This is a genomic window from Aquisalimonas sp. 2447, assembly GCF_012044895.1.
In the GTDB taxonomy this organism is placed as follows: domain Bacteria; phylum Pseudomonadota; class Gammaproteobacteria; order Nitrococcales; family Aquisalimonadaceae; genus Aquisalimonas.
In genome coordinates, this window is sequence record NZ_CP050695.1 from 2223497 (window position 1) to 2250229 (window position 26733).

At 67.5% G+C, this 26733-nt stretch carries 23 protein-coding genes; 11 read left to right on the forward strand and 12 right to left on the reverse strand.

What is annotated here, in order from left to right; translation table 11 throughout:
* Nucleotides 1–20: 20 nt before the first annotated feature.
* The 4 genes from frr to rpsB all read right to left on the reverse strand — a co-directional run bounded on the left by frr (nucleotide 21) and on the right by rpsB (nucleotide 3115).
* Nucleotides 21–578: a ribosome recycling factor gene (gene frr / locus KU884_RS10505; RefSeq protein ID WP_167784215.1), complete on the reverse strand. Its 558-nt coding sequence runs from the start codon at nucleotides 576–578 to the stop codon at nucleotides 21–23.
* 5 nt (nucleotides 579–583) lie between these two features.
* Nucleotides 584–1303, reverse strand: coding sequence for a UMP kinase (gene pyrH / locus KU884_RS10510; protein ID WP_167782597.1), 720 nt, complete (start codon nucleotides 1301–1303; stop codon nucleotides 584–586).
* Nucleotides 1304–1327: 24 nt separating this feature from the next.
* Entirely contained in the window at nucleotides 1328–2209 is an 882-nt protein-coding gene (gene tsf, locus KU884_RS10515) for a translation elongation factor Ts (RefSeq protein ID WP_167782598.1), read from the reverse strand.
* 123 nt (nucleotides 2210–2332) lie between these two features.
* Nucleotides 2333–3115 carry a 30S ribosomal protein S2 gene (gene rpsB, locus KU884_RS10520; RefSeq protein WP_167782599.1) on the reverse strand — a complete coding sequence of 261 codons (783 nt, stop codon included), beginning with the start codon at nucleotides 3113–3115 and terminating at the stop codon, nucleotides 2333–2335.
* A gap of 309 nt (nucleotides 3116–3424) precedes the next feature.
* Here rpsB and map point away from each other — a divergent pair, with 309 nt between their 5' ends.
* The 9 genes from map to KU884_RS10565 all read left to right on the forward strand — a co-directional run bounded on the left by map (nucleotide 3425) and on the right by KU884_RS10565 (nucleotide 14061).
* Complete coding sequence (gene map, locus KU884_RS10525; RefSeq protein WP_167782600.1) at nucleotides 3425–4198, forward strand: type I methionyl aminopeptidase; 774 nt, start codon at nucleotides 3425–3427, stop codon at nucleotides 4196–4198.
* 8 nt (nucleotides 4199–4206) lie between these two features.
* A complete protein-coding gene (gene glnD / locus KU884_RS10530) occupies nucleotides 4207–6909 on the forward strand; it encodes a [protein-PII] uridylyltransferase (protein ID WP_167782601.1) in 2703 nt (900 codons plus the stop codon).
* Nucleotides 6910–6923: 14 nt separating this feature from the next.
* Nucleotides 6924–8123: a succinyldiaminopimelate transaminase gene (dapC, locus tag KU884_RS10535; RefSeq protein WP_167782602.1), complete on the forward strand. Its 1200-nt coding sequence runs from the start codon at nucleotides 6924–6926 to the stop codon at nucleotides 8121–8123.
* Nucleotides 8124–8211: 88 nt separating this feature from the next.
* A complete protein-coding gene (gene dapD, locus KU884_RS10540) occupies nucleotides 8212–9030 on the forward strand; it encodes a 2,3,4,5-tetrahydropyridine-2,6-dicarboxylate N-succinyltransferase (RefSeq protein WP_167782603.1) in 819 nt (272 codons plus the stop codon).
* Nucleotides 9031–9033: 3 nt separating this feature from the next.
* Nucleotides 9034–9387, forward strand: a complete 354-nt coding sequence (locus KU884_RS10545; RefSeq protein ID WP_167782604.1) for a Spx/MgsR family RNA polymerase-binding regulatory protein — start codon at nucleotides 9034–9036, stop codon at nucleotides 9385–9387.
* Complete coding sequence (dapE, locus tag KU884_RS10550; RefSeq protein WP_167782605.1) at nucleotides 9384–10517, forward strand: succinyl-diaminopimelate desuccinylase; 1134 nt, start codon at nucleotides 9384–9386, stop codon at nucleotides 10515–10517. Before KU884_RS10545 ends, dapE begins: the two co-directional genes overlap by 4 nt.
* A 22-nt stretch (nucleotides 10518–10539) precedes the next feature.
* Entirely contained in the window at nucleotides 10540–11682 is a 1143-nt protein-coding gene (locus tag KU884_RS10555) for an MFS transporter (protein WP_167782606.1), read from the forward strand.
* Entirely contained in the window at nucleotides 11679–12707 is a 1029-nt protein-coding gene (locus KU884_RS10560) for an LLM class flavin-dependent oxidoreductase (RefSeq protein ID WP_167782607.1), read from the forward strand. Before KU884_RS10555 ends, KU884_RS10560 begins: the two co-directional genes overlap by 4 nt.
* 133 nt (nucleotides 12708–12840) lie before the next feature.
* Nucleotides 12841–14061 (forward strand): YeeE/YedE family protein, encoded by a 1221-nt coding sequence (locus KU884_RS10565; RefSeq protein ID WP_174813733.1) that lies wholly within the window; start codon nucleotides 12841–12843, stop codon nucleotides 14059–14061.
* 32 nt (nucleotides 14062–14093) lie between these two features.
* Here the strand turns inward: KU884_RS10565 and KU884_RS10570 are convergent, their stop codons facing one another.
* Nucleotides 14094–15236, reverse strand: a complete 1143-nt coding sequence (locus KU884_RS10570) for a ChaN family lipoprotein (protein ID WP_174813734.1) — start codon at nucleotides 15234–15236, stop codon at nucleotides 14094–14096.
* Nucleotides 15237–15337: 101 nt separating this feature from the next.
* Here KU884_RS10570 and KU884_RS10575 point away from each other — a divergent pair, with 101 nt between their 5' ends.
* On the forward strand, nucleotides 15338–16012 hold the full coding sequence (locus tag KU884_RS10575) for a haloacid dehalogenase type II (RefSeq protein WP_167782608.1): 675 nt from the start codon (nucleotides 15338–15340) through the stop codon (nucleotides 16010–16012).
* Between the two features lie 87 nt (nucleotides 16013–16099).
* Nucleotides 16100–17086 carry an NADPH:quinone reductase gene (locus tag KU884_RS10580; protein WP_167782609.1) on the forward strand — a complete coding sequence of 329 codons (987 nt, stop codon included), beginning with the start codon at nucleotides 16100–16102 and terminating at the stop codon, nucleotides 17084–17086.
* Here the strand turns inward: KU884_RS10580 and KU884_RS10585 are convergent.
* From KU884_RS10585 to KU884_RS10615, 7 genes are all read right to left on the reverse strand, one after another.
* Nucleotides 17070–19268 carry a tRNA(Met) cytidine acetyltransferase TmcA gene (locus KU884_RS10585; RefSeq protein WP_167782610.1) on the reverse strand — a complete coding sequence of 733 codons (2199 nt, stop codon included), beginning with the start codon at nucleotides 19266–19268 and terminating at the stop codon, nucleotides 17070–17072. The two genes, KU884_RS10580 and KU884_RS10585, sit on opposite strands and share 17 nt — an antisense overlap.
* Nucleotides 19265–19516, reverse strand: coding sequence for a YkgJ family cysteine cluster protein (locus KU884_RS10590; protein ID WP_167782611.1), 252 nt, complete (start codon nucleotides 19514–19516; stop codon nucleotides 19265–19267). Before KU884_RS10590 ends, KU884_RS10585 begins: the two co-directional genes overlap by 4 nt.
* Nucleotides 19517–19519: 3 nt before the next feature.
* On the reverse strand, nucleotides 19520–20221 hold the full coding sequence (locus tag KU884_RS10595) for a hypothetical protein (protein WP_167782612.1): 702 nt from the start codon (nucleotides 20219–20221) through the stop codon (nucleotides 19520–19522).
* Between the two features lie 45 nt (nucleotides 20222–20266).
* Nucleotides 20267–20956 carry a tRNA (N6-threonylcarbamoyladenosine(37)-N6)-methyltransferase TrmO gene (gene tsaA, locus KU884_RS10600; RefSeq protein ID WP_167782613.1) on the reverse strand — a complete coding sequence of 230 codons (690 nt, stop codon included), beginning with the start codon at nucleotides 20954–20956 and terminating at the stop codon, nucleotides 20267–20269.
* The gene (locus KU884_RS10605; protein WP_167782614.1) at nucleotides 20953–22983 is read right to left on the reverse strand and encodes an ATP-dependent helicase; all 2031 of its coding nucleotides are present in this window, start codon (nucleotides 22981–22983) and stop codon (nucleotides 20953–20955) included. The genes tsaA and KU884_RS10605 overlap by 4 nt, the downstream gene beginning before the upstream one ends.
* A 77-nt stretch (nucleotides 22984–23060) precedes the next feature.
* Nucleotides 23061–24308: a ribonuclease H-like domain-containing protein gene (locus KU884_RS10610; protein WP_167782615.1), complete on the reverse strand. Its 1248-nt coding sequence runs from the start codon at nucleotides 24306–24308 to the stop codon at nucleotides 23061–23063.
* Nucleotides 24298–26700 (reverse strand): DEAD/DEAH box helicase, encoded by a 2403-nt coding sequence (locus KU884_RS10615; protein ID WP_167782616.1) that lies wholly within the window; start codon nucleotides 26698–26700, stop codon nucleotides 24298–24300. Before KU884_RS10615 ends, KU884_RS10610 begins: the two co-directional genes overlap by 11 nt.
* Nucleotides 26701–26733: the final 33 nt, after the last annotated feature.

A 26733-nucleotide genomic window follows, 5' to 3' on the forward strand; every position in this document is an offset into this window, starting at 1 on the left:
CCCGGGCCAACTCCCGAGGATCAGACCGCCATGAGCTCCTGTTCCTTCTGCTCCAGGGCCTCGTCCACCTGGGCGACGAACTGGTCGGTGAGCTTCTGGATCCGCTCCTCACCACGCTTCTGATCGTCTTCCGTGATTTCCTTTTCCTTCACCAGGGTCTTGAGATCGCCATTGGCATCGCGGCGGATGTTCCGGACTGCCACCCGGGCCTGCTCGGCCTCGTTGCGCACGAACCGCACCAGTTCCTTGCGGCGCTCCTCGTTCAACGCCGGCATGGGCACCCTAAGCACATCCCCTTGTGACGCAGGGTTGAGGCCCAGATCGGACTGGATAATGGCCTTCTCGATCTTCTGCCCCATGCCCTTTTCGTAGGGCGTCACCAGCAGTGTACGCGCATCACTGGCGCTGACGTTGGCCACCTGGTTGATGGGCACTTCCATGCCGTAGTACTCGACCATGACGTGGTCGAGCAGGCTGGAGTGGGCGCGGCCGGTGCGGATCTTCACCAGATCCTGGCGCAGCGACTCCACCGACTTCTTCATCCGCTCGCGCGCGTCCTTTTCGATATCCTCGATCACGGTTGTCATCCTCTCTCGACGATGGTGCCCACATCGCCCCCGAGCACCAGATCCATCAGGGCACCCGGGCGCGTCATGTCGAACACCTGTATGGGCAGGCCGTGCTCGCGACACAGCACGATGGCAGTGGCATCCATCACCGACAGCTTGCGATCCAGCACTTCGTCGAAGGTCAGCCGACGATACCGCAATGCCTCCCGGTCGTGTACCGGATCCGCCGAATACACGCCGTCCACCTTGGTCGCCTTGAGCATGATATCGGCATTGACTTCGATGGCGCGCAGACTGGCCGCCGAATCGGTGGTGAAGAACGGATTACCGGTGCCCGCAGCGAAGATCACGGTACGCCCTTTCTCAAGATGGCGCACGGCGCGTCGCCGGATGTAGTCCTCACAGACCTGGTTGATCTTGATGGCGGACATCACCCGGGTAAACACGCCTTCCTGTTCCAGGGCATCCTGGAGGGCCAGCGCGTTCATCACAGTCGCCAGCATGCCCATGTGATCGGCGGTCACACGGTCCATGCCGGCTGCGGCGAGGCCTGCGCCGCGGAAGATATTGCCACCGCCGACGACCAGGGCCAGTTCCACGCCGGCCTCGCGGACCTCCCTGATCTCCCTGGCCAGGCGGCGGCTGACCGCCGGATCGATACCGTAGTCGGCATCACCCAGCAAGCCTTCACCGCTGAGCTTCAGGAGAACGCGACCGTAGACAGGCTTGGACATGATCCGTGATCCTCTCACACCCGTTCAGGATCCGCGAACCTGCGCCATCACCTCGTCGGCAAAGTTCCCTTCCTGCTTCTCTATGCCCTCGCCGACCTCGAAGCGGGTGAAGTGCTTGACCTTGGCGCCGGCGGCCTTGAGCAGCTCGGCGACGGTCTGGTCGGGATCCTTGACGAAGGGCTGACCGAGAAGCGTCGTCTCCTTGAGGTACTTCTTCACCCGGCCGTCGAGCATCTTCTCGACGATCTCCGGCGGCTTGCCGCTCTCCTCGGCCTGGGCCTTGAGAATCGCGCGCTCTTTCTCGAGCAGCTCTGCCGGCATGTCGTTCTCGTCCACCGCTGCCGGATTGCTGGCGGCAACGTGCATGGCAATATCGCGACCCAGCTGGGCATCGCCACCTTCCATTTCCACCATCACGCCGATTCGCACGCCATGCAGGTAGTGGGCAATCTGGCCGGACTCGGTGCTGTACAGACGGAAGCGCCGCAGCTGGATGTTCTCGCCGATCTTGGCCACCAGCTCCTTCCGGGCGGTGTGCACGTCGCGCTCGCCGTCGAAGTCCAGCTCCAGCAGCGCGTTCTCGTCCGCGGGCTGCTTGTCGAGAATGATGGCGGCCACGGCGTTGGCGAAGTTGGTGAAATCATCGCCGGCGGAGACAAAGTCCGTTTCGCTGTTCATCTCCAGGATCACGCCCTGGCGACCATCATCGGAGACTTTGGTCACGATCTTGCCTTCCGCGGCCACGCGGTCGGCCTTCTTCTCGGCCTTGGCCAGGCCCTTCTTGCGCATGGCCTCGATGGCGGCGTCAATGTCGCCGTCCGCCTCCACCAGGGCCTTCTTGCATTCCATCATTCCGGAGCCGGTGCGCTCACGGAGCTCCTTCACCTGGGCAGCTGTAATCGCCATGTTCCCGTCCTCTTGCTCTGTTCGCTGTAACCACGCGGCCCGGGCTGCGCCGGGGGCGCGCTCCGGACCCGTCAATCCACACAGCGGGCGGCCGGTACTCCGTTGGCCGCCCGCCAGGCCCTGCTACTGCGCCGCGGCGCCTTCGTCCGCACCGGATTCCTGGGAATCCTGGCTCTCCTGCACTTCGACGAAATCATCCTTCTCGCTGGCACCGGGCTTCACCGAGGAGGCCTTGGCGTCCTGGATGGCGTCCGCCGCCCCGCGGGTGTAGAGCTGAATGGCGCGGATGGCGTCATCGTTGCCGGGAATGACGTAGTCAACGCCCTGCAGGGGGTTGTTGGTATCAACCACGCCCACCACCGGGATGTTGAGCTTCCGCGCTTCCTTGATGGCGATGTTCTCGTAGCCCACGTCGATCACGAACATGGCGTCGGGCAGGCGCTCCATGTCCTTGATACCGGACAGTGAGCGGTCGAGCTTGTCTTTCTCCCGGGTCAGCTCCAGGGCTTCTTTCTTGACCAGCTTGCGGAAGGTGCCGTCCTCTTCCTGCTGCTCGAGATCCTTCAGCCGCCGGATGGACTGCTTGACGGTGCGGAAGTTGGTCATCATGCCGCCGAGCCAGCGATGGTCGACATACGGCATGTTGCAGCGCTTCGCCTCGGCACGCACGGCATCCCGGGCAGCACGCTTGGTGCCGACAAACAGGATCTTGCCGCCGTTGGCCGCCAGCTTGCCCATGAAATTCAGGGCATCCTGGTACAGCGGCAGCGTCTTCTCCAGGTTGATGATGTGAATCTTGTTGCGTTCACCGAAGATGTACGGCGCCATCTTGGGGTTCCAGAAGCGGGTCTGGTGACCAAAGTGGACACCCGCCTCCAGCATTTCTCGCATGGACACGTTGGCCATGATGGGATTCTCCTTTTCGGGTTTGGGCCTCCCCGCACCCCGGCCAGGAACCCGTAAGGGCAACCCCCTGGACCGGTTTTGACGATGCGGGTGTGTAGTCGGCCGCACGCTGGCGGCCATGGTTTTTACTTCCGGCATTTGCCTGTGAAGCGCGCGCTTTATACCATACCTCGCTTGCCGCGACAATTTCGCACCCCACCACAGAGCGCTTTCGTAGCAGCCGGAAAGGCGCCGGTTCCGGGTCGTCGGACGTCCCGGAGGACGCCGGGAAAACCTACGATTCTGACAACGGGAGATCACCTCGCACCCATGACGGTCACCATCAAGTCCGCCGATGAAATCGAGAAAATGCGCGCTGCCGGCAAGCTGGCGGCGGACGTCCTGAGCCTGCTCGGGGAGCATGTGCGCCCGGGGGTCACCACCGAGGAGCTGGACCGGATCGCCCACGATTACATCGTGAACAAGCACGATGCGGTGCCCGCTCCTCTGAACTACCGCGGCTTTCCGAAGTCCATCTGCACCTCGGTGAACCACGTGGTCTGCCACGGGATCCCCGGACCGAAGAAGCTCAAGAAGGGGGACATCCTCAACATCGACGTCACCGTCATCAAGGACGGCTATCACGGCGACACCAGCCGCATGTACCATGTGGGTGAAGCGACGATCCTCGGCCGCCGGCTCTGCGACGTGACCCATGCAGCCATGTGGGAAGGCATCCGCGCAGTGCGCCCCGGCGCACGCCTGGGTGACATCGGCGCTGCCATACAGACCTGTGCCGAGAGCTACAACTACTCTGTGGTCCGCGAGTACTGTGGCCACGGGATCGGCAGCGAATTCCACGAGGAACCCCAGGTCCTTCACTACGGCACTGCCGGCACGGGCATGCCGCTGGAAGCGGGCATGACCTTCACCATCGAACCGATGATCAACGCCGGCCGCAAGGAAACCCGCCTGCTCAAGGACGACTGGACCGTGATCACCAAGGACCGCAGCCTGTCGGCTCAGTGGGAGCACACCATCCTGGTTACCAATGACGGCCACGAAGTGTTGACTCTGCGCCACGACGAAGTCATCCCGGAGTAATCATCCCGATGGACTCGGCCTCCGCCTACCCCAGTGAAGCAGACGCCGTCCTGTTCGACGGCGACGACCTCGAGCGCCGGCTGGCCAACGGCGAGGCCGTGGTGCGCGTCTTCCGGGATGCCCGGGAGCACGGCGACGCCATTCTCATGGGGCGGTTCCGGGAAGGCACACCGGCACGCATCCTCGTCGGGCTGCGTGCCTGGCTGATCGACCAGCTGCTCCAGCGCGCCTGGGACCGCATCATGGACGCGGCCTGTGACGGGCTCGCGCTGGTCGCCGTGGGCGGCTACGGCCGCGGCGAGCTGCATCCAGGCTCAGACATCGATCTGATGCTGCTGGTGGATGACCATGGGCTGGATGGTCGTGACCGCTGCATTGAAGCGTTCCTGACCTTCCTCTGGGACATCGGCCTGGAGGTGGGTCACAGCGTCCGCAGCCTGGATGACTGCATCACCGAGTCGGAGCGCGACATCACTGTTACCACCAATCTCATGGAGTCGCGCCTGCTCCGGGGCCCGGAGGCGCTCTACGAGGCCATGCGCACCGCCACGGGGCCGCAACAGGTCTGGCCAAGCCGCACGTTCTTCGAGGCCAAGTGGAACGAGCAGCTGCAGCGCCACGCCAAGTATCACGACACCGCCTACAATCTGGAGCCCAACATCAAGGAGAGCCCCGGCGGCCTCCGGGACATCCACATGGTGGGCTGGGTGGCCAAGCGCCACTTCGGTGCCGAGACGCTCTACGACCTGGTGGACCAGGGTTTCCTTACCGAACAGGAACACGAAGATCTCATCAGCGGCCAGAACCTGCTGTGGGACATCCGCTTCGCCCTGCACACGGTCGCCGGCCGGCGGGAGGATCGCCTGCTGTTCGACCACCAGGCCACGCTGGCGCGCCAGTTCGGCTACACCGACCAGGACCACACCCTGGGCGTCGAGCAGTTCATGCAGCGCTACTTCCGCACGGTGATGGAGCTCTCGCGGCTCAACGAGATGCTGCTGCAGCTCTACCAGGAAGTCATCCTCTACGCCGAGGATCGCGAGCCGCCACAGCTGATCAACAAGCGCTTCCAGTCGCGCAAGGGCTTCATCGAGGTCACTCACCCCAACGTGTTCCGGCGCTATCCCTTCGCCCTACTGGAAGTGTTCCTGCTGCTGCAGCAGCACCAGGGACTCAAGGGCGTGCGTGCGTCCACCATCCGGCTGATCCGCGCCCACCGCCACCTGATCGATGACCGTTTCCGCGGGGATCTGCGCTGTCGCAGCCTGTTCATGGAAATCCTGCGCCAGCCCCGGGGGATCACCCACGAGCTGCGGCGCATGCACCGCTATGGCCTGCTCGGTCGCTATATCCCGGCGTTCGGGGCCATCACCGGGCGCATGCAGTACGATCTCTTCCACGTTTACACGGTGGATTCCCACACCATGTTCGTGGTGCGCAACCTGCGCCGCTTCGCCCTGCCGGAGCACGCTGCCGAACTGCCCTTCTGCCACACCATCATGCAACGTCTGCCCAAACCGGACCTGCTGTACCTGGCAGCACTGTTCCACGACATCGCCAAGGGCCGTGGCGGCGACCATTCCGAGCTCGGTGCCGAGGACGCCTACGCGTTCTGCCAGAAGCATGGGCTCAGTGAATACGATGCGCGGCTGGTGGCCTGGCTGGTCCGCCACCACCTGCTGCTGTCCATGACCGCCCAGCGCAAGGACATCTCGGACCCGGACGTGATCAACGAGTTCGCCGACCAGGTGGGTGATCGCACACGGCTGGATTACCTGTACCTGCTCACCGTGGCCGACATCCGGGCCACCAACCCGGACATGTGGAACTCCTGGAAGGATGCCCTGCTGCTGGAGCTGTACACCCTGGCGAAGCGGGCGCTGCGTCGCGGGCTGGAGCACCCCATCGACAACGACGAACTGGTGCGCGAAACCCAGACCCAGGCGCGCCGGCGCCTGAAGGTCAAGGGGCTGCACCACATGACGGTGAAATCCGTCTGGCGGCATTTCACCGACGACTATTTTCTGCGCTACTCCGCGGAGGAGATCGCCTGGCATACCGCGGCCATTGCCAACACCCGGGACAGTGATCTGCCCCTGGTGCTGCTGGACGGGCATGGCCCCCGGGGCGGCACCGAGGCCTTCGTCTACAGCCAGGACAAGGATCACGTGTTCGCGTTGACGGTGTACGCCATGGATCAGCTGAACCTGAACATCCAGGACGCCCGCATCATCACCACCCGCAACGGCTACACGCTGGACAGCTATCTGGTCCTGGATGATGACGGCAATCCGATTCAGGACGCACGGCGCAAGGAGGAGATCGTCGCCCGGCTGCGCGAGGTCCTGAGCCAGGACGATCTCACCGCACCGTCGCGGCGGCCGGTGCCCCGCAAGGTGCAGCACTTCAACATCGCCACCCGGATCAGCTTCGTCGAGGATCCGGGCAACGATCGCACGGTGCTGGAATTGATCACCGCCGACCGGCCCGGACTGCTGGCCCGGGTCGGCTACACCTTCGCCCGCTGCGGCGTGCGCCTGCAGAATGCCAAGATCGCCACCATCGGCGCCAAGGCCGAGGACGTGTTCTTCATCACCGACCAGAACAACGAACCCCTGCAGCGCCAGGAGCAGTTCGACGCCATCCGCGAGACCCTGCTCCAGCTGTTGGGCGAGGACGAGAACCTGGCCGAGCAGGCCACCGGCCTGTAACGACGGAAGCCGCAATGAATCCGCGACTGCGTGCCCTTCAGCCCTATCCCTTTGAGCGTCTCAATGCCCTGCTGAGCGACTGTGCGCCGGCGGATCTGCCCCCCATCAACCTCGGCATCGGCGAACCCCGCCATGCCACTCCGCGGGTGATCCGCGACACCCTGGCCGACAACCTGGACGGCCTGGGCGGTTATGCCGCCACCGGTGGCACTCCGGCCCTGCGGCAGACCATCTGCGCCTGGCTCCGGCAACGGTTCGGCATCGCCGACGGGGTCCTGGACCCCGACCAGCACGTCCTGCCGGTGGCCGGCACCCGTGAAGCCCTGTTCGCCATTGCGCAGACGGTGCTCTCCGGGGCCCCGGGCGCCCGCGTGCTGATGCCCAACCCCTGCTACCAGATCTACGAAGGCGCGGCACTGATCGCCGGCGCTGAGCCGTACTACCTGGCGACCCGTGCTGCCGACGGCTATCTTCCGGATCTCGCCGCCGTACCGGAGGAGACCTGGCAGGCGTGCGAACTGATCTATATCTGCTCCCCCGGCAACCCCACCGGCGCGGTCCTGCCGGCCGCCTGGCAGCGACAGCTTATCGAGCTGGCCGACCGCTTCGACTTCGTCATTGCCAGCGACGAATGCTACAGCGAACTGTACCCCGACGAAGAGCAGGCTCCCACGGGGCTGCTGGAGGTCTGCGCGGCCATGGGCCGCCGCGACTTCCGCCGCTGCCTGGTGTTCCACAGCCTGTCCAAGCGCTCCAATGCCCCCGGCCTGCGCTCCGGCTTCGTCGCCGGTGATGCGGGGCTGCTGCGCGCCTTCCTGCAGTACCGGACTTACCAGGGCTGCGCCATGCCCCTGCAGACCCAGGCAGCCAGTCGCGCCGCCTGGGACGACGAGGCACATGTGGTGCATAATCGCAGCCGCTATAGCGACAAGTTCGACCGCGCCCTGGCGGCGCTGCAACCCGTACTGGACGTCAACCGCCCCGATGCCGGCTTTTACCTGTGGCCGCGGACGCCCATCGACGATGTCACCTTCGCGCGGGCGCTCTACGAACAGGAAAACGTGCGGGTCCTCCCGGGCAGCTATCTTTCCCGGGAGGTTGACGGGGTCAACCCCGGCGCCGGACACGTCCGCATGGCACTGGTGGCGGAAGAGGCCGAATGCGAAGAGGCCATGCAGCGTATCCGCCGCTTCGTCGAGACCCTGACCCCGTAGGGTGGACGTTTACGTCCACCATGGTGCCGTTGCCGCGTCGCCGGGCACCACAATCGAAAATCCAGACAATCCGAGAGGACCGCGACCCATGGACCAGATCCGCTCCATCATCGAGAACGCCTTCGAACAGCGCGCCGAAATCAGCCCGCGCACCGCATCCCCGGAGGTGGTGGACGCCGTGGAACGCGCCGTCATGATGCTGGACCGGGGCGAGGCCCGGGTGGCAGAGAAACGCGACGGCGACTGGGTGGTCAACGAGTGGCTGAAAAAGGCCGTGCTGCTGTCGTTCCGCCTGCACGACAACGAAGTCATGCGCACCGGTGCCGTGAACTTCTACGACAAGGTGCCGCTCAAGTACACCGACTACAACAGCCAGGATTTCCAGGCCGGCGGTGTCCGCGTGGTACCGCCGGCGGTGGCCCGGCGGGGCTCCTACATCGCCTCCGGGGCGGTGCTGATGCCCTCCTACGTGAACATCGGCGCCTACGTCGACCAGGGCACCATGGTGGACACCTGGGCCACCGTGGGTTCCTGCGCCCAGATCGGCAAGGGCGTTCATCTCTCCGGCGGTGCCGGCATCGGCGGCGTGCTGGAGCCGCTGCAGGCCAACCCGGTGATCATCGAGGACAACTGCTTCATCGGTGCCCGCTCCGAGATCGTCGAGGGGGTGATCGTGGAGGAAGGCGCCGTGATCTCCATGGGCGTGTTCATCGGCCAGAGCACCAAGATCTACAACCGTGAAACCGGTGAGGTCACCAGCGGCCGGGTGCCCAGGGGCGCCGTGGTGGTTCCGGGCAACCTGCCATCCAGCGATGGCACCCATTCGCTGTACTGCGCCGTCATCATCAAGCAGGTGGACGAGAAGACCCGCGCCAAGGTGAGTATCAACGAACTGCTGAGGCCCTGAACCATGGTCATGCTCTACGGGATCCGCAACTGCGACACCTGCCGCAAGGCCCTGAAGTGGCTGGAGTCTGCCGGCATCGAGGCGGGCTTCCACGATTTCCGCCGCGACGGCGTACCGGAGGCGCGCGTGCAGCACTGGCTGCAGACCCTGGGCGCCGAGCAGGTCATCAGCCGGCGCAGCCCCACCTGGCGGAAACTCGGTGACGCGGACCGCGCCCGGGTGGATACCGCGCCGGTGGCGCTGGTGCAGGAGTGGCCGAACCTGATCCGCCGCCCGGTGCTGGAAGACGGCGGTGACGTGGTGGTGGGGTTCCGGGAGGCCGAGTACGCCGAGCGGTTCGGCGGAGGCGCGGCGTGAGCGAATCCGCCACCGTGGCCCTGGCCCGGGAACTCATCACCCGGCCCTCCGTGACCCCCGAGGACGGCGGCTGTCAGGCCCTGATCCAGGAGCGCCTGGCGCCGCTGGGGTTCCGGGCCGACTGGCTGCCCTTCGGCGAGGTGCAGAATCTCTGGAGTCGTCGTGGAGACACCGGCCCCGTGTTTACCTTCGCCGGTCACACGGACGTGGTGCCCACCGGGCCGGAAGCGGACTGGTCGGCGCCGCCCTTCGCCGCGGCGCTCCGCGGCGGCCTGCTCTACGGCCGCGGGGCGGCCGACATGAAGGGCAGCGTGGCGGCGTTCGTCACCGCCTGCGAACGCTTCGTGGCGGCACACCCGGAGCATCGGGGCTCCATCGCCCTGCTCCTCACCAGCGACGAGGAAGGGCCGGCGCGGGACGGAACGGCCCGGGTGGTGGACACCCTCCAGGCCCGCGGCGAAGCCATGGACTGGTGTCTGGTGGGTGAACCCACCAGCGACCGCCAGATTGCCGACACCGCCCGCAACGGCCGCCGGGGCTCCCTCAACGGCACCCTCACCGTGCACGGGGTCCAGGGCCACGTTGCCTACCCGGACAAGGCGGTGAACCCGGTCCACAGCCTGGCGCCCGCCCTGGCCGAACTGGTGGCCACCACCTGGGACGCCGGTAACGAAAGCTTCCCGCCGACCACGTTCCAGGTCTCCAACCTCCGCGCCGGAACGGGTGCCACCAACGTGATCCCGGGCGCCCTGGAGCTGCTGCTGAACTTCCGCTTCTGCACGGAGAGTACACCGGAAAGCCTGCAGCAACGTGTCGAGGCGATTCTGGACCACCATGGCGTGGACTACCATCTGGACTGGCAGCTCTCGGCGCGCCCCTTCGTCACCGAATCCGGCGCCCTGGTGGAGGCGACGCGGGAGGCCGTCGCCAACGTCACCGGCCGCAGTCTGGTGCTGTCCACCGGCGGCGGCACCTCGGACGGGCGCTTCATCGCGCCCACGGGCGCCCAGGTCATCGAGCTCGGCCCGCTGAACGCGACCATTCACCAGGTGGACGAGCGTGTCACCGCGGACGATCTTGACGTATTGTCGGTGATTTACGAAGACATCCTAACGCGACTTCTTACGTGAAGACGTTCTCCGGACCGCGCTGATGCCCCTGCTGCTGCTGGTTACGGTCCTGGTCTTCTGTGCCCTGTACGCGCCTCAGCCGCTGCTGCCTCTGCTGGCCACCCTGCACGACATCGGCGAGAGCCGCGCCGCGCTGTTGATCACGGCGACGCTGCTGCCCCTGAGCATCGCCCCGATCCTCTACGGGCTGGTCCTCGAGCGGCTCAGCGCCCGCCGGGTTCTGGCGGTGGCCACCGCCCTGCTGGGGCTGAGCCAGATCGCATTCGCCGTGGCGCCCGACTTCAATCTGCAACTGGCGGCCCGCATCGGCCAGGGGCTGCTGATCCCGGCTGCCATGACGGCCCTGATGACGTTCATCGCCGGCCGCGTTCCGGCCCGGGACCTGGCCCGCACCATGGCGACCTATGTTGCGGCGACGGTTCTGGGCGGGTTCCTGGGCCGCTTGCTGGCCGGGGTGATCGCCGCCCACTGGCAGTGGCAGGCGTCGTTCTGGCTGCTGGGCCTGGCACTGCTTCTGGCCGCACCCCTGATTCTGCGGCTGGGGAGTGATCCGCCGGCAAGCAGTACCCGCATTGGCTGGCGGGACTGCCGTGCGGTGCTGATCCGCCCCGGCGTGGCCAGCACCTGTTTCATGGGCTTCAGCGTGTTCTTCGTGTTCGCGGCACTGCTCACCTACCTGCCTTTCCGGACCGTGGCGCTGGCGCCAGGGACCGGGGAGGACACCATCGCCCTGCTCTACGCGGGTTATCTCATGGGCATTGTCGTGGCGCTGGCCTCCGGCCGCATCACCGTGTGGACCGGCAGTCAGCGCCGCAGCATCCAGCTCGGCCTGGGCGTTTTCCTGGCCGGAACCCTGCTGTTCCTGCTGCCGGCTCTGTGGCTGGTCTTCGCCGCCATGTTCCTGTTCTGTGCCGGCATGTTCCTGGTGCACGGCACCGCGCCAGGGGTGGTGAACGCCCTGGCGCCGGACCGGCGCGGCGTGGTCAACGGGCTCTACATCGCCTCCTACTACGCCGGGGGCACCCTGGGAGCCTGGCTGCCTGGTATCCTGTATGCCGGCTACGGCTGGACAGTCATGGTGCTGTCCACCAGCATCATCATCGCCGTCGCCGCGGTGGCGACGCGCTACCTGCCATCCCCGCACGCTGGAGCAACACCGCAATGAGTCGACTCGGTGACATCCCGGTTTCCATCCTCGACCTGGCATCCATTGTTGAAGGCGGTTCGCCGGCGGACGCCTTTGCCCGCACCGTCGACCTCGCGCAGGAGGCGGACCGACTCGGTTTTCACCGGCTCTGGCTGGCAGAGCACCACAATCTGGATGGCATCGCCAGTGCCGCCACGGTGGTGCTCATCGGCCATGTCGCAGGGAAGACCACCCGCCTCCGCGTCGGCTCCGGCGGCATCATGCTGCCCAACCATGCGCCGCTGGTGGTGGCGGAACAGTTCGGCACCCTGGAGACACTCTACCCGGGGCGTATCGATCTGGGGCTCGGGCGGGCACCCGGCACCGACGGCGTCACGGCCCGCGCCCTGCGCGGCGCCAATGCCAGCCTGGAACCGGATTTCGCCGAACTGCTGGCGGAGTTGCACGGCTATCTGGCGCCGGCACGGGATGGCCAGCGGGTCCGCGCCATTCCGGGCCAGGGCCTGGATCACATCCCCGTCTGGCTGCTGGGCTCCAGTGGCTACAGCGCCCAGCTGGCCGGTCAGCTGGGTCTGCCCTTCGCCTTTGCCAGCCATTTCGCACCCCGGCATGTCCATGAGGCGCTGGCCCTTTACCGGGAGGTCTTCCGGCCCTCGGAGGTGCTGGAACGGCCGCACGCCATGGTGGCCATGAATGTCATCGTGGCTGACACGAACGCTGAAGCGGAGCATCTCGCCACGTCCATCCGCCAGCGTTTCCTGCGCATGGTGCGCAACCAGCGCGGCCGACTGCAGCCGCCGGTGCCGGACATGGAGGCGCTTTGGTCACGCCAGGAGAAGGCGATGGTGGAAGCCACGCTCAGCGCCAGCGCCTTCGGGGCCGCCGGGACGGTCACGGACCAGGTCGACGCGTTTCTCGCCAGCACCGGCGCCGACGAGCTCATCATCACCACCGATGTCCACGACCCGGCGGCACGCCTGGACTCACTGCGCCGGTTCGCGGAACTCGCCATGCCGGACGGCGCGGTCGCGGCGGGCGGCTGACCGGGGCGCGGGACACCGGGCCGGTGCCATAACGGCGTTCTAAACATATGCGGAAACACTCTTTCCCGCGCCCGCAGGCCATTGTTTAGACTCTTCGCCGCTGGTTCCCCATTTTCCAGGAGCACTTGAAGACATGGCAGCACTGTCCGCATCCATCGCTGGTCGCCCGGGGGGCATGAATCTTGCCGGCTGGATTGCTGCGGCCCTGGTGATCGTCGGGCTGCTCTATTTCGGCCAGAGCATCGGCGTCAACCAGGCGGCGCTGTTCCTGGTGGGTGGGCTGCTCGGTGTGGCGCTTTATCACGCGGCATTCGGCTTCACCTCGGCCTGGCGCGTGTTCATCACTGACCGGCGCGGTCGCGGGCTGCGTGCCCAGATGATCATGCTGGCAATTGCCGTGGCGTTGTTCTTCCCGGTTCTGGAAGCGGGGTCCATCTTCGGCAACAACGTCTACGGTTTTGTCGCGCCCATCGGCGTGGCCGTCGTCGTCGGCTCGTTCCTGTTCGGTGTTGGTATGCAGCTGGGCGGCGGCTGCGCGTCAGGCACGCTATTCACCGCCGGCGGCGGCAACATGCGCATGGTGGTGACTCTCATCGGCTTCATTCTCGGCTCGGTGGTCGCCACACACCACGTGCACTGGTGGTGGGACCAGCCCGCCTTCGATGCCGTCTCCGTGGTCAACAGTCTGGGGCTGAGCGGCGGGCTGGCGCTGAGTTTCGCGCTGTTCGCCGCCATCTACGGCCTGACGGTGCTGCTGGAGAAGCGCCGCCACGGGGGTCTCGAACAGCCTGCTGCCGCGGAGCGTGCCGGCTGGACCCGGTTCCTGCGTGGCCCGTGGCCGCTGATCTGGGGGGCCGTGGCCCTGGCCGTGCTCAATTTCATCACGCTGATTCTGGCCGGCAGACCATGGGGCATTACCGCGGCCTTCGCACTCTGGGGTGCCAATGCCTTCGAGGCAGTGGGAATCCAGGTGGGCCACTGGGAGTACTGGCAACTGCCCCACAACGCCCAGGCCCTGCAGGCCAGCGTCTTCCAGGACGTGACGTCGGTGATGAACTTCGGCCTGATCCTGGGCGCGCTGATCGCTGCATCCCTGGCCGGACGCTTCGCTCCGAGTCTGCGCATCCCTTTCCGGCCGCTACTGGCCGCCATAATTGGCGGGATTCTGCTGGGTTACGGCGCGCGGCTGGCATTCGGCTGCAACATCGGCGCCTATTTCAGCGGCATTGCCTCCGGCAGCCTGCACGGCTGGGTGTGGATGATATTCGGCTTCCTCGGCAACATGGCGGGGGTGAAGCTGCGGCCCTGGTTCTTCGGTGACGAGGCTCCGCGGACCCAGCCCTCCGGCTGCTAAGCGGCGTCGACCGGGCACTCGATGCCGCGGAATCAGTCACGCCGCGTGGCGGGGAACCGGGCAATGACTTCGGTTTCCTCGCCGTCACGCAGGCGCGTCAACGGCATCCAGGTTCCGGGATTCTGCTGATGCACCAGCCGGCGTAGCTGGTCCGCGGATTGCAACTCCCGCCCCGCGGCCCGGACAATGACGTCGCCGTCCCGAAGTTCCGCGGCTGCAGCGACGGAATCCTCGGCCACATGAGACAGATACACCCCGTCGTCCCCGTCCTCGGGCACCACACCCAGGCGCACGACCTGCAGCTCATGGCGCTGGTCTCCGCTCAGCAGGAAGGCTGCTCGCGCCAGGTCCGGTTCCAGGGACGCACACGCCGCACCGGAATCCCGTGGCAACAGCACCGCAACGTCATCGATGCCGAGATCCCGTAGTTGCTCCGGCACGCCGTGGCCGTATTCCATGTGCCCACTGCCGGCCAGCAGCACCACCAGCGGCGGTTCATCACCGGCATCCAGAGCGGACACGACACCCTCCGCCATGGCGCGATCGCGGGCCAGCTGCGCCCGCACGAAGGCCTCCGCTGATCCTCCCATGCCGCGTTGGGCGTGCCCTTCGAAGGATGCCTGCAGGCGTTCACGGTACTCATCCGCCGGTGCTGACGCCGGTCCCACGTCGTAGCGCTCATCGGTGGGAACGGCCTCCCAGCCCTCGGCACCGATGCGCTGCACCAGTGATCGGTCCAGATTCACGGCCCGCAACGGGATACCGTGCAGTCTCGCGAAATGGAGGATGGGCAGGTACAGGTCCGGGTGGTAGCCCCAGTGGGTGTACCAGTCGCTGGCCGCCAGAAACGCATCCTCGTCCAACTCACCGTCCAGCCAGCCATCCAGCGCCGGCTGCGCCTGGCGCGGCAGCATCTCCAGGGCAATGACCAGGTCATTTCGATGTGCGCGCAACTGCGCAATGGTGGACAACTGCCAGCGGTGGTGCTCCATGCGGTCGTGACGCTCCCCCAGCAGAATCACGTCCTGCCGGGCCAGATCGCGGTACAGGGCGGCATCCTGCACGCGCTCACCGCCAGGTTCACACCAGGTTCCGGCCCGGTCACCGCCAGCCATCGCCGGAGTCACGGTCATGGCCACCAGCATGCACACAAGGTATCTCGCCAGCTGACGCATCCAACGCTCCAGTCAAACGGGGGTATGGCACTCAGGTCATCCAGTGGCGGGCCTGATACCATGACGCCACATCACTATGTCCAATAACGCAGGGGGAGTCCATGAGCCGCATCATCGCCTTCGATGTCAACGAAACACTTCTCGATCTCGCCGCCCTGGATCCCCTGTTCGAGGATATTTTCGGTGCGGCTTCGGTGCGCCGCGACTGGTTTTCGCAGGTCCTGCAGTCGGCCATGGTGACCACGATTTTCGGGCAATACCACGATTTCAGCACCATCGCCGGGCACGCCCTCAGCCAGATGGCCGACCGCCACGCAGTGCGCCTGACCCAGAAGAACCGGGACGCCATCAGCGGCGGACTCCGTAGTCTGCCACCCCATGATGACGTCAAACCGGCTCTTCAACGTCTGACCGACAGCGGGTTGCGCCTGATCGCACTCACCAACTCGCCGCCCCAAGTCGCGCGGGCACAGTTGGACAATGCCGGGTTAGCCGATCTCTTCGAGGACATCTTCAGTGTCGATGCCGCGCAAACCCTGAAGCCGGCCCCGGAGGTTTACAACACCGCCGCCCGCAGCCTCCTGGCCAGCGCCCAGGACATGCGCCTGGTTGCCGCCCACGCCTGGGACGTTGCAGGTGCCATGAACGCCGGGTGGGACGCGGCCTTCGTGGCCCGCCCCGGTCAGGTGCTCGACCCGCTGTTTACTGCACCGGACATCGTGGGCGGGGACCTGGACGACGTCGCCGATCAGATCCTGGCCAAAGACACGGCGTAGACGATACAACCTGATTCGGCTGCTGGCACTCCCGTGCGCGACTCGCCGCGGGGCAGCCGCGGTTATACAACACGAGGACAACATCCCATGCGCGCAGCCTGTTACGAACGAGTCGGTCCGGCATCCGAGGTACTGCAGCTGGTGGACATTCCCACGCCGACGCCCGGGGTCGGTGAAGTCCGGGTGCGTCTGCAGTGCAGCGGCGTGAACCCGTCCGATGTCAAGACGAGGGCCGGCGCCCGCAGCCGCGACCTGCCGTTCCCGCGCATCATTCCCCACAGTGACGGCGCCGGCGTCATCGATGCCGTCGGTGACGGCGTCACACAGCTTGAACCCGGCGATCGGGTCTGGGTCTGGAACGCGGCCTGGGGCCGGCCCGACGGCACTGCCGCCGAATTCGTCGTATTGCCGGCGGAGCAGGCGGTGCCGCTGCCGGCCAATACTGGCCCCGAGGCCGGGGCCTGCCTCGGTATTCCCGCCCTGACGGCATGGCATGCGGTGCACTGCCACGGCGGCGTGCGCGGTCAGACCGTGTTGATTCCCGGTGGCGCGGGGGCGGTGGCCTACTATGCCATTCAGATGGCACGGGATGCCGGCGCGGCACGGGTCCTGAGCACGGTGAGTTCGGAGGCCAAGGCAGAGATTGCCCGTGAGGCGGGTGCGGAGGCCGTGTTCAACTACCGGGAGCAAGACGTGGCGGCAGAGGTCATGGAGGTCACGGGAGGCGTCGGCGCGGACCGGATCATCGAACTGGAATTCGCAGCCAACGCCGCTACGGACGTGGCCGCGGTGCGCGCGAACGGCCTGATTGTTGCCTTTGGCGCCAACGCCGGCGAGGTTCACATCCCGTTCTTCCCGTCCATTCTCAAGAACGTGCTGCTGCAGTTCTTCATTGTCTACAATCTGCCTCCGGAGGACCGGGCGGCGGCCACCGCCGGCGTCACCGACCTGCTGGAGCGCGGGGTGCTGCGTCACCGCATCGCGGAACGGCTGCCGCTGGCAGAGATCGCCACCGCCCACGACCATGTGGAATCCGGTGCGGTCGCGGGCAACGTGATCATCGATCTGGAATAACGCCGCGGGCGGCGGCGGGGGCATGGACCGGAATCAATCGCGCCAGCCCCCGGCGCATCACCTGGACCAGCCCCGGCCGGCCAAACTCGCCGGCCAGCCGGGCGGCCTCCGCCCAGGGGCGGCGCTGGAGCACACGAGCCACCAGGGCCGTCTGCTCATGGCGCTCCAGGTGGGTGCGGACCTCGCTACGGCTCAACGCCCGGAGCACCACCCGGTGGAGCCCGGTGAGAGAGACTTCGAAGGCACGCTGTCCCGTGGCAAAACCCACTACATCCAGCCAGTCCTCGGCGTCGGGCTCCGGCACATCGAGAGTCGCCAGCAGCGGCAATACCAGGTCCGGCTCGACCACTGCGAGGGCATCCGCCAGCTGGCCCGGTAGATCCCTTGCCATGCGGGCCCGCCCCTGCTCCAGCAGCTGATCACCGCCGTCACCGAGGCTTCGCGCCACGACTGCCGAGTGGGTGCCGCTGGCCGCGTCACGACGCACGCCCAGGCGCAGGGGGCGGCATCCGCAGCGCTCCCAGAAGCGCAGCAAGTCCGGGGTGGCGCCGAAACTGGCGCCGACCATGTCCAGGCCCGCCGTGGCCGCGTCCCTGGCCACAACGTCGACCAACGCGCTGCCCAGACCACGACCCTGGCGCCGGGGATGAACGGCGATCCGCATGATCCGGGCGACACGGGCACGGGCGCCATTCGGAAGCCCGACATGGGCCGCCAGGGACTGCGGCAGCAGATGCCCCTGCGGCCGGCGCTCTCCGGCCCAGATGGCGCGACTGGTGATTGCGTCGAAACCACCCTCGGCGGCCACCAGGGCCGTACCCACCAGGTCCTGCGCCTGCCACAGGAGATAGAGGTTCAGATTGGGACCATCCAGCAGGTTGCGCAGATCCAGCGGCCGCGTGCGGTAGTGGGCGTGGACCAGCAGACCGAACAGTGCCCGCAGCAACTCCGGCTCAGTCAGCAATCGATCGCGCTCAACGCGCTCGACCCGTGGCACCTCCGTCGCCGTTTCCTCTCCCAGCGCCGGCAGATCGGCATCCAGCACCAGGGCGCGGAACACCAACGCCTCCACCGGATCGCGGGATTGCCAGCGCACCGGCGCATTCAGCGTGACGTACTGCCTCCGCGGACTGCTCGCGTCCAGCACATCCTGGAAGCGCAATGCGAAGCCACGCCCACTGCCCTCGTAACCGTGCACGGTGGTGGCAAAGACAATGCGGCTGTGCTGCTGCAGCAGCCGCCCAAGCGTGTCCGCCGGCAGTGCTGCTGCCTCGTCCACGAGCACCAGAGCGGGCGTTTCCTCGCTGGCGGCAATCTCCCCGGGCAGCAGGAACCGCAGCCGTGCCCCGTCCGGCGCGACCACCTCGGTGCGTCCCGACGCCACCCCCAGAACCCGGGCGGCGTGGCTCAGCACCGGCTCCACCGCGCCCCGACGCGGGCCGGTGACTACGATCAGTCCCCCACGGTCACGCAGCAGGCGACCGGCAGCGATGCCCAGGGCGGCCGATTTGCCGCGACCTCGATCCGCGGTGAGGACCGTGGGGCGACGGCGATGCCCCGTCGCCGTGCGCAACACGGCGGCGACCGCGGTGGCCTGGTCTGCCGTGATACAGTCGGGATCGTCGGGCGTCGATGGTTCAGCGGAGAACCCGGGCAGCGGCTGCACTTCCGGACAGGTGTGTCCCTGTTCCAGCACGACGGTCCAGGGGTCGGCCCTGAAGGTGGCCGCCAGCCAGGCCAGGAATCGCCCCGTCAGCGCCTCTGCGCCATAGCCGTCCACCACAAGTCGGTCCGCCTGAGGGTCGGCATACGCAGGCCACTCCTCCAGCGGCGGCGTCAGTAACATCACCAGGCCGCCGCCCCGTACCGTGCCAACGCCGGCGCCCAGACCGTCCGGATCCAGCCCGGCGTGGGCATCCACAACCAGGGCATCGGACTCCGTTCCAAGATGCGCGAGCAGCCCGTCCGGCGCGCAGGCAATGCTGCCCTCGGGCGCCGCCTCGCCCGCCCAGAGCACCTGACCCCGCTCGAGCCCTGCTGCATCCAGCATGGCGACGGCCTGCTGGCGCCCCCACTCCGCCGCACCGGCGAGAATGACGGCACGCCGCTGCCCGACGCCCCGGGCCTCCTCCCGCAGCTGTCGCGCCAGGGTGCCGAGCTCCGCGGGTCCGCCGGTGATCATGCCGTCTCGGCCTCCAAGGCAGCCAGGCGCGCGAAGGCATCGTCGCTGCTGCTGCCACACAGGGCGGGGGTCGCCTGGAACGCCTCGCAGACGGCCGGCCGTTCAGGTCGCCCGAACAGCCCGCAGCAACCGTCCGCGGTGAGATGAATGCATGGCACCCCGGCGGGTTTGCCGTCGGGCATCCCGGGGAGTGGCGATGAGATGGAAGGGGCAACGCAACAGGCGCCGCAGCCGATACGGCAGTCCATGGATCAGTCTCGCTGGTGGTCGTTGTCCAGGAAGCGGCCGCAGCCCTCCAGGAGCCGATCATCCACGATCAAGCGCACCGCCTCCAGTCCGGAACCGGGCTCACCGCACTGGTCGCCGATGGGCTCCAGGCGAAGGTCCACCCGGTTTTCGCTGACCTCAAGTGCCTCCTCCCCCGACCAGCGGACGTCCTCTGCGCGGACGGGCTCGGCACGCTCCCGGTGGCGAAAGGCCAGCGTGCGGTCACGCAGTTCCAGCTCCCAGGATTGATCAAGGCCTTCGGCTCGATAGGTGACCCCGCGCAACCGAGCCTCCTCCCACACCGCCGCCCGCGGTGTCTCTCCGCAGCGCACCCGCTCCTCGTCCGGCAGGATAAGCGCGGCATCGGACCCGCGAACGGTCCAGTGGAAACCGTCGCCTGCATAGGCGTATTCGGCATCAGTGTCGACTCGACCAAGCGTGGCGCGCTCCCCCGCCCGGTGCAGCCGCACGGCCTCCCGCCCCAGGCCCTCGAGGACGATGCGCTCGCCATCGGCGCAGTCATAGACATTCACGACCACACCGGGCGCCGGTGGTGATGGTTCCCGGGGCCGCTCCTCATCCGGAATCACTTCGCGGTCGACGTCCCGGGCGCAGCCCGCAGCGACCAGCAAGACCAGCACCGCTGTGGCGGCGTTCCGAAGGCTGCTTTCCCTGCTCCAGTACATGTGGCACTCCTCTCCTGCTTGCTCAAAGAATTGCTCAGCGTTTCCTTACTCGATGGCCAGCACCCGGGCCACCCCGTCTTCCACTCGGAAGCGTACGTTCCAGGCGCCGATGCGCACACCGTAACTGTCGCCGTCTCCTCCGTGTCGACGATAGGCCGGCCGTGGATCCAGGGCCAGGGTCTCCACCGCCAGCGCCCGCCATTGCGGATCCTCCAGCGCCGGAGCGGCCGTCAGGGTCTCATCGAAGACCACTTCGAGCACCGCAGCCGGCCGCTGGAACTCCGGGTCCCCGGTGGCCCCGGGCAGGCAGTCGCTGTAGGGCAGATACGGCTTGATATCCAGCACCGGGGTGCCGTCCACCAGATCGTGGTTGCTTATCCGCAGTCCGCGCCAGTGGCCGCTGGTCACCACGGCATCCAGGGTCACCACTGACAGGCCCAGCGGATTCGGACGAAACGGCGAGCGCGTGGCGAACACCCCCAGGCGCCGGTTGCCCCCCAGCCGCGGTGGCCGCACCGTCGGCGTCCACTGGCGGCGGCCTTTGGCATGAAACGCGTACAGCAACCAGACGTGGGAATACCGCTCCAGGCCCCGCAACGCCTCCGGATCATCATAGGGCGACTGCAGGCGCACCTCCGCCGTGGCCGCCGGAGCGAGACCCGGCTGTCTGGGCGTGCCGAACCGCTCGGGGTAACAGCCATGGACTACCGCCACCGTGTGCATGGGGCCGGTCATTGCAGCGCCTTGCGCATCTCCGCCAGCCAGTCCCGGGCGGTCTCCCGGGACGGCTGGGTACGTTCCCGGCCCCGTCGGCGATCGCTGCGTTCGACGGTCTCCTCGGGCCCCAGCTCGGCGAGGAACCGGGACACGGCCATGGACTCGGCGCCGGAGCCGACGCCCATGTCCAGCTCATCGGCGTGGTGCAGCATCACCCGATCCTGAGCGCGGGTCAGGGCCACGTAGGCCAGCCGTCGCTCCTCGGCCAGATTCTCCACTTCCCCGTCCCGCTCCATGGGCATGAGCCCCTCGGAGAAGGCGTAGACATGGACCTCGGGCCACTCCAGGCCCTTAGCACCATGCACGGTACACAGGGTGACCTTGCCCTCCTCGGCATCCGCCTCATCGGTACCCGCAGCCACCACCTCCAGGGCTGCCGCCCACTGGGCTTCCAGGCCGGCATCCTCAGGCAGTGAGGCCAGCCGCCGCTCCATGGCCCGCTGGATCACGCGCATGCGACCCAGAGCCGGGCGCAGCGCTTCGTCGACGCTGTCGGCGCCGCCGGCGCGCCCGGCCTTCAGAGCACGCTGCGCACGCTGGGCCAGCCAGTGACGGAACAGCCCGTCCTTCTGGCACCAGTCCAGCAGCCCCGGCGGGCCGGCGCGGTAGAGCTGATCCAGGCCGGTGGCCAGGCGCTCCACCGCCGCGGCGGCCTTGGGCGCCAGCTGCGCGGCCCGCGCCAGGGGGTCGGCCTTGCTCTCCGCCAACCGCGCGACGCTGCGGGCGCCCAGGCCGGGGATGAGCTCGGCCACCCGCGACAGCGCGCGGATGTCCCGCCGGTTGGCGGCCAGTCGTCCCGCGGCCAGCATCATGCGGACATCGGCGTACCCCAGCAGGTCGGTGCCCGCCTTGATGCGGTAGGGAATGCCCCGGCGCAGTAGTGCCGCCTCCAGTCCGCGGGCGAGGCGATTCTTGCGGTAGAGCACGGCCAGATCCTCAGCCCGGCGGCGCCCGCGCAATGCGGTCTCCAGCTGTTCCGCGACGCCCTCGGCCATGGCCTCCCCGTCATCGTACTCGGCGAGCGCCAGCGGCGATGCGCTGCCTTGACGCACGGCGTACGGGTCCTTCTCCAGCCGGGTGGTGTTGTTGCGCACCAGCGTCGCCCCGCCGGTGACAATGGCGTCGGTGGAGCGGTAGTTGCGCTCAAGCCGGTAGACGGCGGCGTCATAGGTGTCGATGAACTCCCGCATGTTCTCTGGCCGCGCGTGCCGCCACTCGTAGATGGCCTGGTCATCATCGCCCACCAGGAGCACCGTGCCGCTGGCCGGCATCAGCAGCCGCAGCAGCCGGAACTGGCCGGCGTCCGTGTCCTGGGCCTCGTCCACGGTGACATCGCGCAACTGGCCACGCAGGCGCTCGCCCAGCCCGTCATCGCTGCGCAACAGCCGCGCCGGCAACAGAATCAGGTCGGAGAAATCCAGCACACTGGCGCGGCGCTTCTCGTCCTCGTAACGGCGCAGGGTCTCGCGGAAGCGACGCCCCGTATCCCGCCGCAGGCCGTGCTCCTCACACAGGCGCATGAGTTCCGGCACGTCCGCCTCGTGGGTGACGTCCAGGCCGTTGGCCGTGATCTTCTCGTACAGCCGCACCAGCTCCTGGCGGCCGGCCTTGTCGGGGAAGGGCCGGGCCAGCATGGCGTCGAGCATGCGCCCGGCATCGTCGGCGTCCATGAGGGTGGCGTTCCGGGGCACGCCGATGGCCTCCCCGTGCTGACGCAGCAGACGGTTGCCGAAGCTGTGGAAGGTGCTGATCCAGGGCAGCCCGACCTCGGCGGGTAAACGCTCCTGCAGCCGCTCGCGCATCTCGCCGGCGGCCTTGTTGGTAAAGGTAAGCAGCACCATGGACTCGCCGGCGATGCCGCCCTCCGTCAACCGGCGTGCGGCCCGTTCGGTGGTACACCGGGTCTTGCCGGAGCCGGCCCCGGCGAGCACCGCTGCCGGGCCATCGTCGTGGGCAACAACCCGTGCCTGGTCGTCATCAAGCATACGGTTCTAATGAGTGGTGACCGGAAAGAGGTGGATTCTACGGGGTGCCGGCCACGGCGACTACATGCCGGCGCAGACTACCTGCGCCGCGCCGGCGTACCGAACTCCAGTGACAGGTTTGCGCCGCTGGCTCCCCTGCCCCGCAAACGGGCCAGGCGTCGCTCCTTGTCCGGACCGGAGGGCAGGCTGTCGGCCCAGCGCCGGGCCGCCACCGGATCGCGCTGTACATGTTCGTAGAACTTTGCCAGGTGTTCGGCCCCGCGCGTGTCCCCCTCCCGGGCCAGCGCTTGCCAGATGGCCACGGCCTCGTCCAGGCGCCGCTGCCGGCGCAGCAAGCGCGCCAGTTCCAGCCGGCCGGCGGCATCGAGATCCCGTCCGCGCTGGAGGCATTCCAGGGCATGCCCCTCATCACCAGCCCGCAGCCATGCGACAGCCGCGCCGCGGCTGTCGGCGCTCCACTCCCAGGGGCATGCCGCCACATCCCCGATCTGTGGCGCCAGGGCCAGCAGGGAAACGATATCCAGCCGGTTGTGGCGCAGCACGTCATCCAGGAGATGGCCGTGGCCCCGATGCACCCAGTCGAACCACACACCGGGCACGGCACTTCCCAGCAGGTCGTTGTCGCGCTGCATGCCGAGAAGCCGGGCCTCGGCGGTGGCCAGACGGCAGTCCGGCCACCGCCGCGCGAACAACCGCCGCACCGGATGCAGCAGGTCCACGTGGCGCTGGGGCAACGGCGGCGTAGAGACACCGTTGAGCCGGTAACGGTCCCGCAGCAAGGGCAGATCGAAGCTACCGCCGTTGTACGTCACCACCGCCTCGAGCCCCTGGAGATCCTCAGCCAGGGCATCCAGCATGGGAGCCTCGCCCCGGAAACCAGTGAGCAGGTATTGGCGGGCCTGCCAACGGTCATCTCGCCGGCGCAGCAGACCGACATTGAAGGCGATGGTGCCGGTGCCGCCGGCCAGCCCGCTGGTTTCCGTGTCCAGAAATCCGGCGGCGGTCAGCGGCAGCTGCGGCATCCCCGGAAAGGCAAGGTGTGCCTCCGGGCCGGGCACGCGGGTTGCGCCGTGCCGCTCACCGTGCGCCAGATCGTGATCGACACGAAGCACACCCGGCGCCACCACCTCCGCACCCAGCGCGTGGGCCAGAGCGATCGGGTCACCACTGCTCGGTGCGGCGGTTGTCTGGTTCCCGTGACCCACCCGCATGCGCGCCAGGCGTTCCTGCAGCGTGGTCGCGCCGCCATCGCGGGTCGACCCGGGCTCTGCCGTCGCGGCGCCGGCCTGGCGGCGCAGGGTATCCAGCCGATGCCTAAGAACCATGATCCGCCAGCAGCTCCATCACCCGCAGCGCCGCCTGTTTGGGCGAGAAACCGCGATCCTCGTCGGAGGCCAGGATGGGGCCGACACAGCCGGGGCAACCGAACTGGCAGCCACAGGCGGCCACCAGATCACGGGCGTCGTGCACCACGGCGCGGCGCTGATCGAAAAGCGGGGCCGACAGGCCGACACCACCGGGGTAGTTGTCATACAGAAACACGGCCGGGCGGAATCGCTGTTCCTGCTCCGGATCCAGGGTGCCCTGCTCGAAGCTGCGGATCTGGCCCCGACCACTGGCGCCCACGGTGGCGAACCAGCGGGCATTGCCGTCGCCCACGGCGCGGCCCAGATCCTGGGGTTCCGACATGGCCAACAGCGCGGCCACGTGGTGCATGGCGTGGGCGGCGCCCAGGAACCCGTCCAGCGCTTCCTGGCGGCTGTCGAAGGCCGCCTGCAGCTCCTCCGGGTGGATTTCCCACCACACCGCTGTGGTGTGCATTTCCTGATCCGGCAGGTTGATGTTGCCGTAGCCGATGTTCTCGTGGGTGTAGTAGCGGATCTTCTTGAATCCGGGGATACGACGGACCAGGTGAACCTCGCCGTTGGCGCACTCGGAGCGTCCCCCGCGGGCGGCGTCGAAGCTCTCCAGGATCTTCAGCCGGGTGTAGTCGATGGCGTCGGTGTAGTAGTCGGCGCGGGTCTGGCGGACCCATGCCTTGCGCCCCTCCCAGTCCAGGGTCTCCACCTGGTAGGGGCTGGCCTGGATCAGGTAGATGGCGCCCTCGTAGAGGGTCTCGGCGGCGCTGGAGTAGTCCACTTCGGCGACAATGCGCTGGCCGCCGTCGGTGACGTCGATGACCACAAAGTTGCCCTCGGCCACGGAGCGCAGACTGACGCTGTTGGCGGGGTAGCTGTCTTCGGTCCAGTGCCAGCGGTCGTCTTCCCGGTGCACCACACCCTGCTCTTCCAGGTAGTTGAGCAGCTCTTCCAGATCCTCACCGCCGAAGTGCTCGCCGTGACGAAACGGCAGTTCGAAGGCGGCGCAGCGCACGTGATCCAGCAGGATCAGGAGCTGGTCAGGATCGATGCGGGCGTGCTCCGGCGAGGCGCCCAGGAAGAATTCCGGGTTACGGACAATGTACTGGTCCAGCGGCTGGCTGGACGCCACCAGCACGCCCAGGGCCGTGCGGTTGCGCCGCCCTGCCCGCCCCAGCCGTTGCCAGGTGGCAGCGATGGTGCCGGGATAGCCGTCCAGCACGCAGACATCCAGGGAGCCGATGTCCACGCCGAGTTCCAGGGCGGAAGTGGCCACCACGCAGTCCACGTTGCCGGCCCGCAGCGCCTTCTCCGTGTCGCGCCGCTCGCCGGGCAGGTAGCCTCCCCGGTAGGCCGCAACCCGGGTGCCCTTGCGCGGATCGCTATCGAAGACGTCCTTCAGGTACTTGGTGATCACCTCCACCATGAGCCGGCTGCGGGCGAAAACAATGGACTTGAGTCCGCTGCGCACGGCCATGCGCGTGATGCGCGTGCTCTGGGAACGGCTGGAGGCGCGGATGCCGAGATCGGCATTGATCACCGGCGGGTTCCACAGCAGCAGTTGCTTCTCGCCGGCGGGGGCGCCGCTCTCCGTGACCGCCCGGACCTCCTCGCCCACCAGGCCCCGGGCCAGTTCCGCAGGGTTGGCGATGGTGGCCGAGGACAGGATGAACACCGGGTCAGCACCATAGAAGCGGCAGATGCGCCGCAGCCGCCGCACGACGTTGGCCACGTGGGAGCCGAACACGCCGCGGTAGGTGTGGGTTTCGTCGATGACCACGTAGCGCAGGCTCTCGAAGAACTGCGCCCACTTGGTGTGATGTGGCAGTACGCCCTTGTGCAGCATGTCCGGATTCGTGACCACGATATCGCCGCGGGTACGCACGGCCTTGCGCGCATCCCCCGGCGTATCGCCGTCGAAGGTGTAGGCGCGGATACCCAGCTCACCGGCCTGGTTCAGCTCCGTGAGCTCGGCGACCTGATCCTGGGACAGGGCCTTGGTGGGGAACAGGTAGAGCGCCTTGCCGCCTTCGGTGAGCGCCGTGTGCAGCACCGGCAGGTTGTAGCAGAGCGTCTTGCCGGATGCCGTGGGTGTCACCACGACGGTATGCCGGCCCGCGCGGATGTGATCCCAGGCCTCCCGCTGATGGCTGTAAAGCCGGGCGATGCCGCGTTGCTCCAGCGCCCGGCGCAGCCGCGGTTCCAGGGCATCCGGCAGTTCGCCGAAACGGGCGTCCCGGGCGGGCACCACCAGCTCACCGGTGATGCGACCGCCGTACTTCCGCTTCAGCCGTCCGGCCAGGCGCCGGACCGGATCGGTGGCCTCGGAAGGGACAGCTTGCTCTGCGGGTACGCCCATGGTTCGATGTTCTCCCTTGGTTCTCCCCTGTTA

Excerpts from the sequence above, each read along its gene's own strand:
- tsf (WP_167782598.1), bottom strand. The coding sequence starts at position 2,209 with ATGGCGATTACAGCTGCCCAGGTGAAGGAGCTCCGTGAGCGCACCGGC.
- KU884_RS10610 (WP_167782615.1), bottom strand. The coding sequence starts at position 24,308 with ATGGTTCTTAGGCATCGGCTGGATACCCTGCGCCGCCAGGCCGGCGCC.
- KU884_RS10585 (WP_167782610.1), bottom strand. The coding sequence starts at position 19,268 with ATGATCACCGGCGGACCCGCGGAGCTCGGCACCCTGGCGCGACAGCTG.
- dapD (WP_167782603.1), top strand. The coding sequence starts at position 8,212 with ATGGACCAGATCCGCTCCATCATCGAGAACGCCTTCGAACAGCGCGCC.
- pyrH (WP_167782597.1), bottom strand. The coding sequence starts at position 1,303 with ATGTCCAAGCCTGTCTACGGTCGCGTTCTCCTGAAGCTCAGCGGTGAA.
- map (WP_167782600.1), top strand. The coding sequence starts at position 3,425 with ATGACGGTCACCATCAAGTCCGCCGATGAAATCGAGAAAATGCGCGCT.
- KU884_RS10565 (WP_174813733.1), top strand. The coding sequence starts at position 12,841 with ATGGCAGCACTGTCCGCATCCATCGCTGGTCGCCCGGGGGGCATGAAT.
- KU884_RS10605 (WP_167782614.1), bottom strand. The coding sequence starts at position 22,983 with ATGCTTGATGACGACCAGGCACGGGTTGTTGCCCACGACGATGGCCCG.
- KU884_RS10545 (WP_167782604.1), top strand. The coding sequence starts at position 9,034 with ATGGTCATGCTCTACGGGATCCGCAACTGCGACACCTGCCGCAAGGCC.
- glnD (WP_167782601.1), top strand. The coding sequence starts at position 4,207 with ATGGACTCGGCCTCCGCCTACCCCAGTGAAGCAGACGCCGTCCTGTTC.
- KU884_RS10560 (WP_167782607.1), top strand. The coding sequence starts at position 11,679 with ATGAGTCGACTCGGTGACATCCCGGTTTCCATCCTCGACCTGGCATCC.
- rpsB (WP_167782599.1), bottom strand. The coding sequence starts at position 3,115 with ATGGCCAACGTGTCCATGCGAGAAATGCTGGAGGCGGGTGTCCACTTT.
- KU884_RS10575 (WP_167782608.1), top strand. The coding sequence starts at position 15,338 with ATGAGCCGCATCATCGCCTTCGATGTCAACGAAACACTTCTCGATCTC.
- KU884_RS10555 (WP_167782606.1), top strand. The coding sequence starts at position 10,540 with ATGCCCCTGCTGCTGCTGGTTACGGTCCTGGTCTTCTGTGCCCTGTAC.
- KU884_RS10590 (WP_167782611.1), bottom strand. The coding sequence starts at position 19,516 with ATGGACTGCCGTATCGGCTGCGGCGCCTGTTGCGTTGCCCCTTCCATC.
- KU884_RS10580 (WP_167782609.1), top strand. The coding sequence starts at position 16,100 with ATGCGCGCAGCCTGTTACGAACGAGTCGGTCCGGCATCCGAGGTACTG.
- KU884_RS10570 (WP_174813734.1), bottom strand. The coding sequence starts at position 15,236 with ATGCGTCAGCTGGCGAGATACCTTGTGTGCATGCTGGTGGCCATGACC.
- tsaA (WP_167782613.1), bottom strand. The coding sequence starts at position 20,956 with ATGACCGGCCCCATGCACACGGTGGCGGTAGTCCATGGCTGTTACCCC.
- KU884_RS10595 (WP_167782612.1), bottom strand. The coding sequence starts at position 20,221 with ATGTACTGGAGCAGGGAAAGCAGCCTTCGGAACGCCGCCACAGCGGTG.
- KU884_RS10615 (WP_167782616.1), bottom strand. The coding sequence starts at position 26,700 with ATGGGCGTACCCGCAGAGCAAGCTGTCCCTTCCGAGGCCACCGATCCG.
- dapC (WP_167782602.1), top strand. The coding sequence starts at position 6,924 with ATGAATCCGCGACTGCGTGCCCTTCAGCCCTATCCCTTTGAGCGTCTC.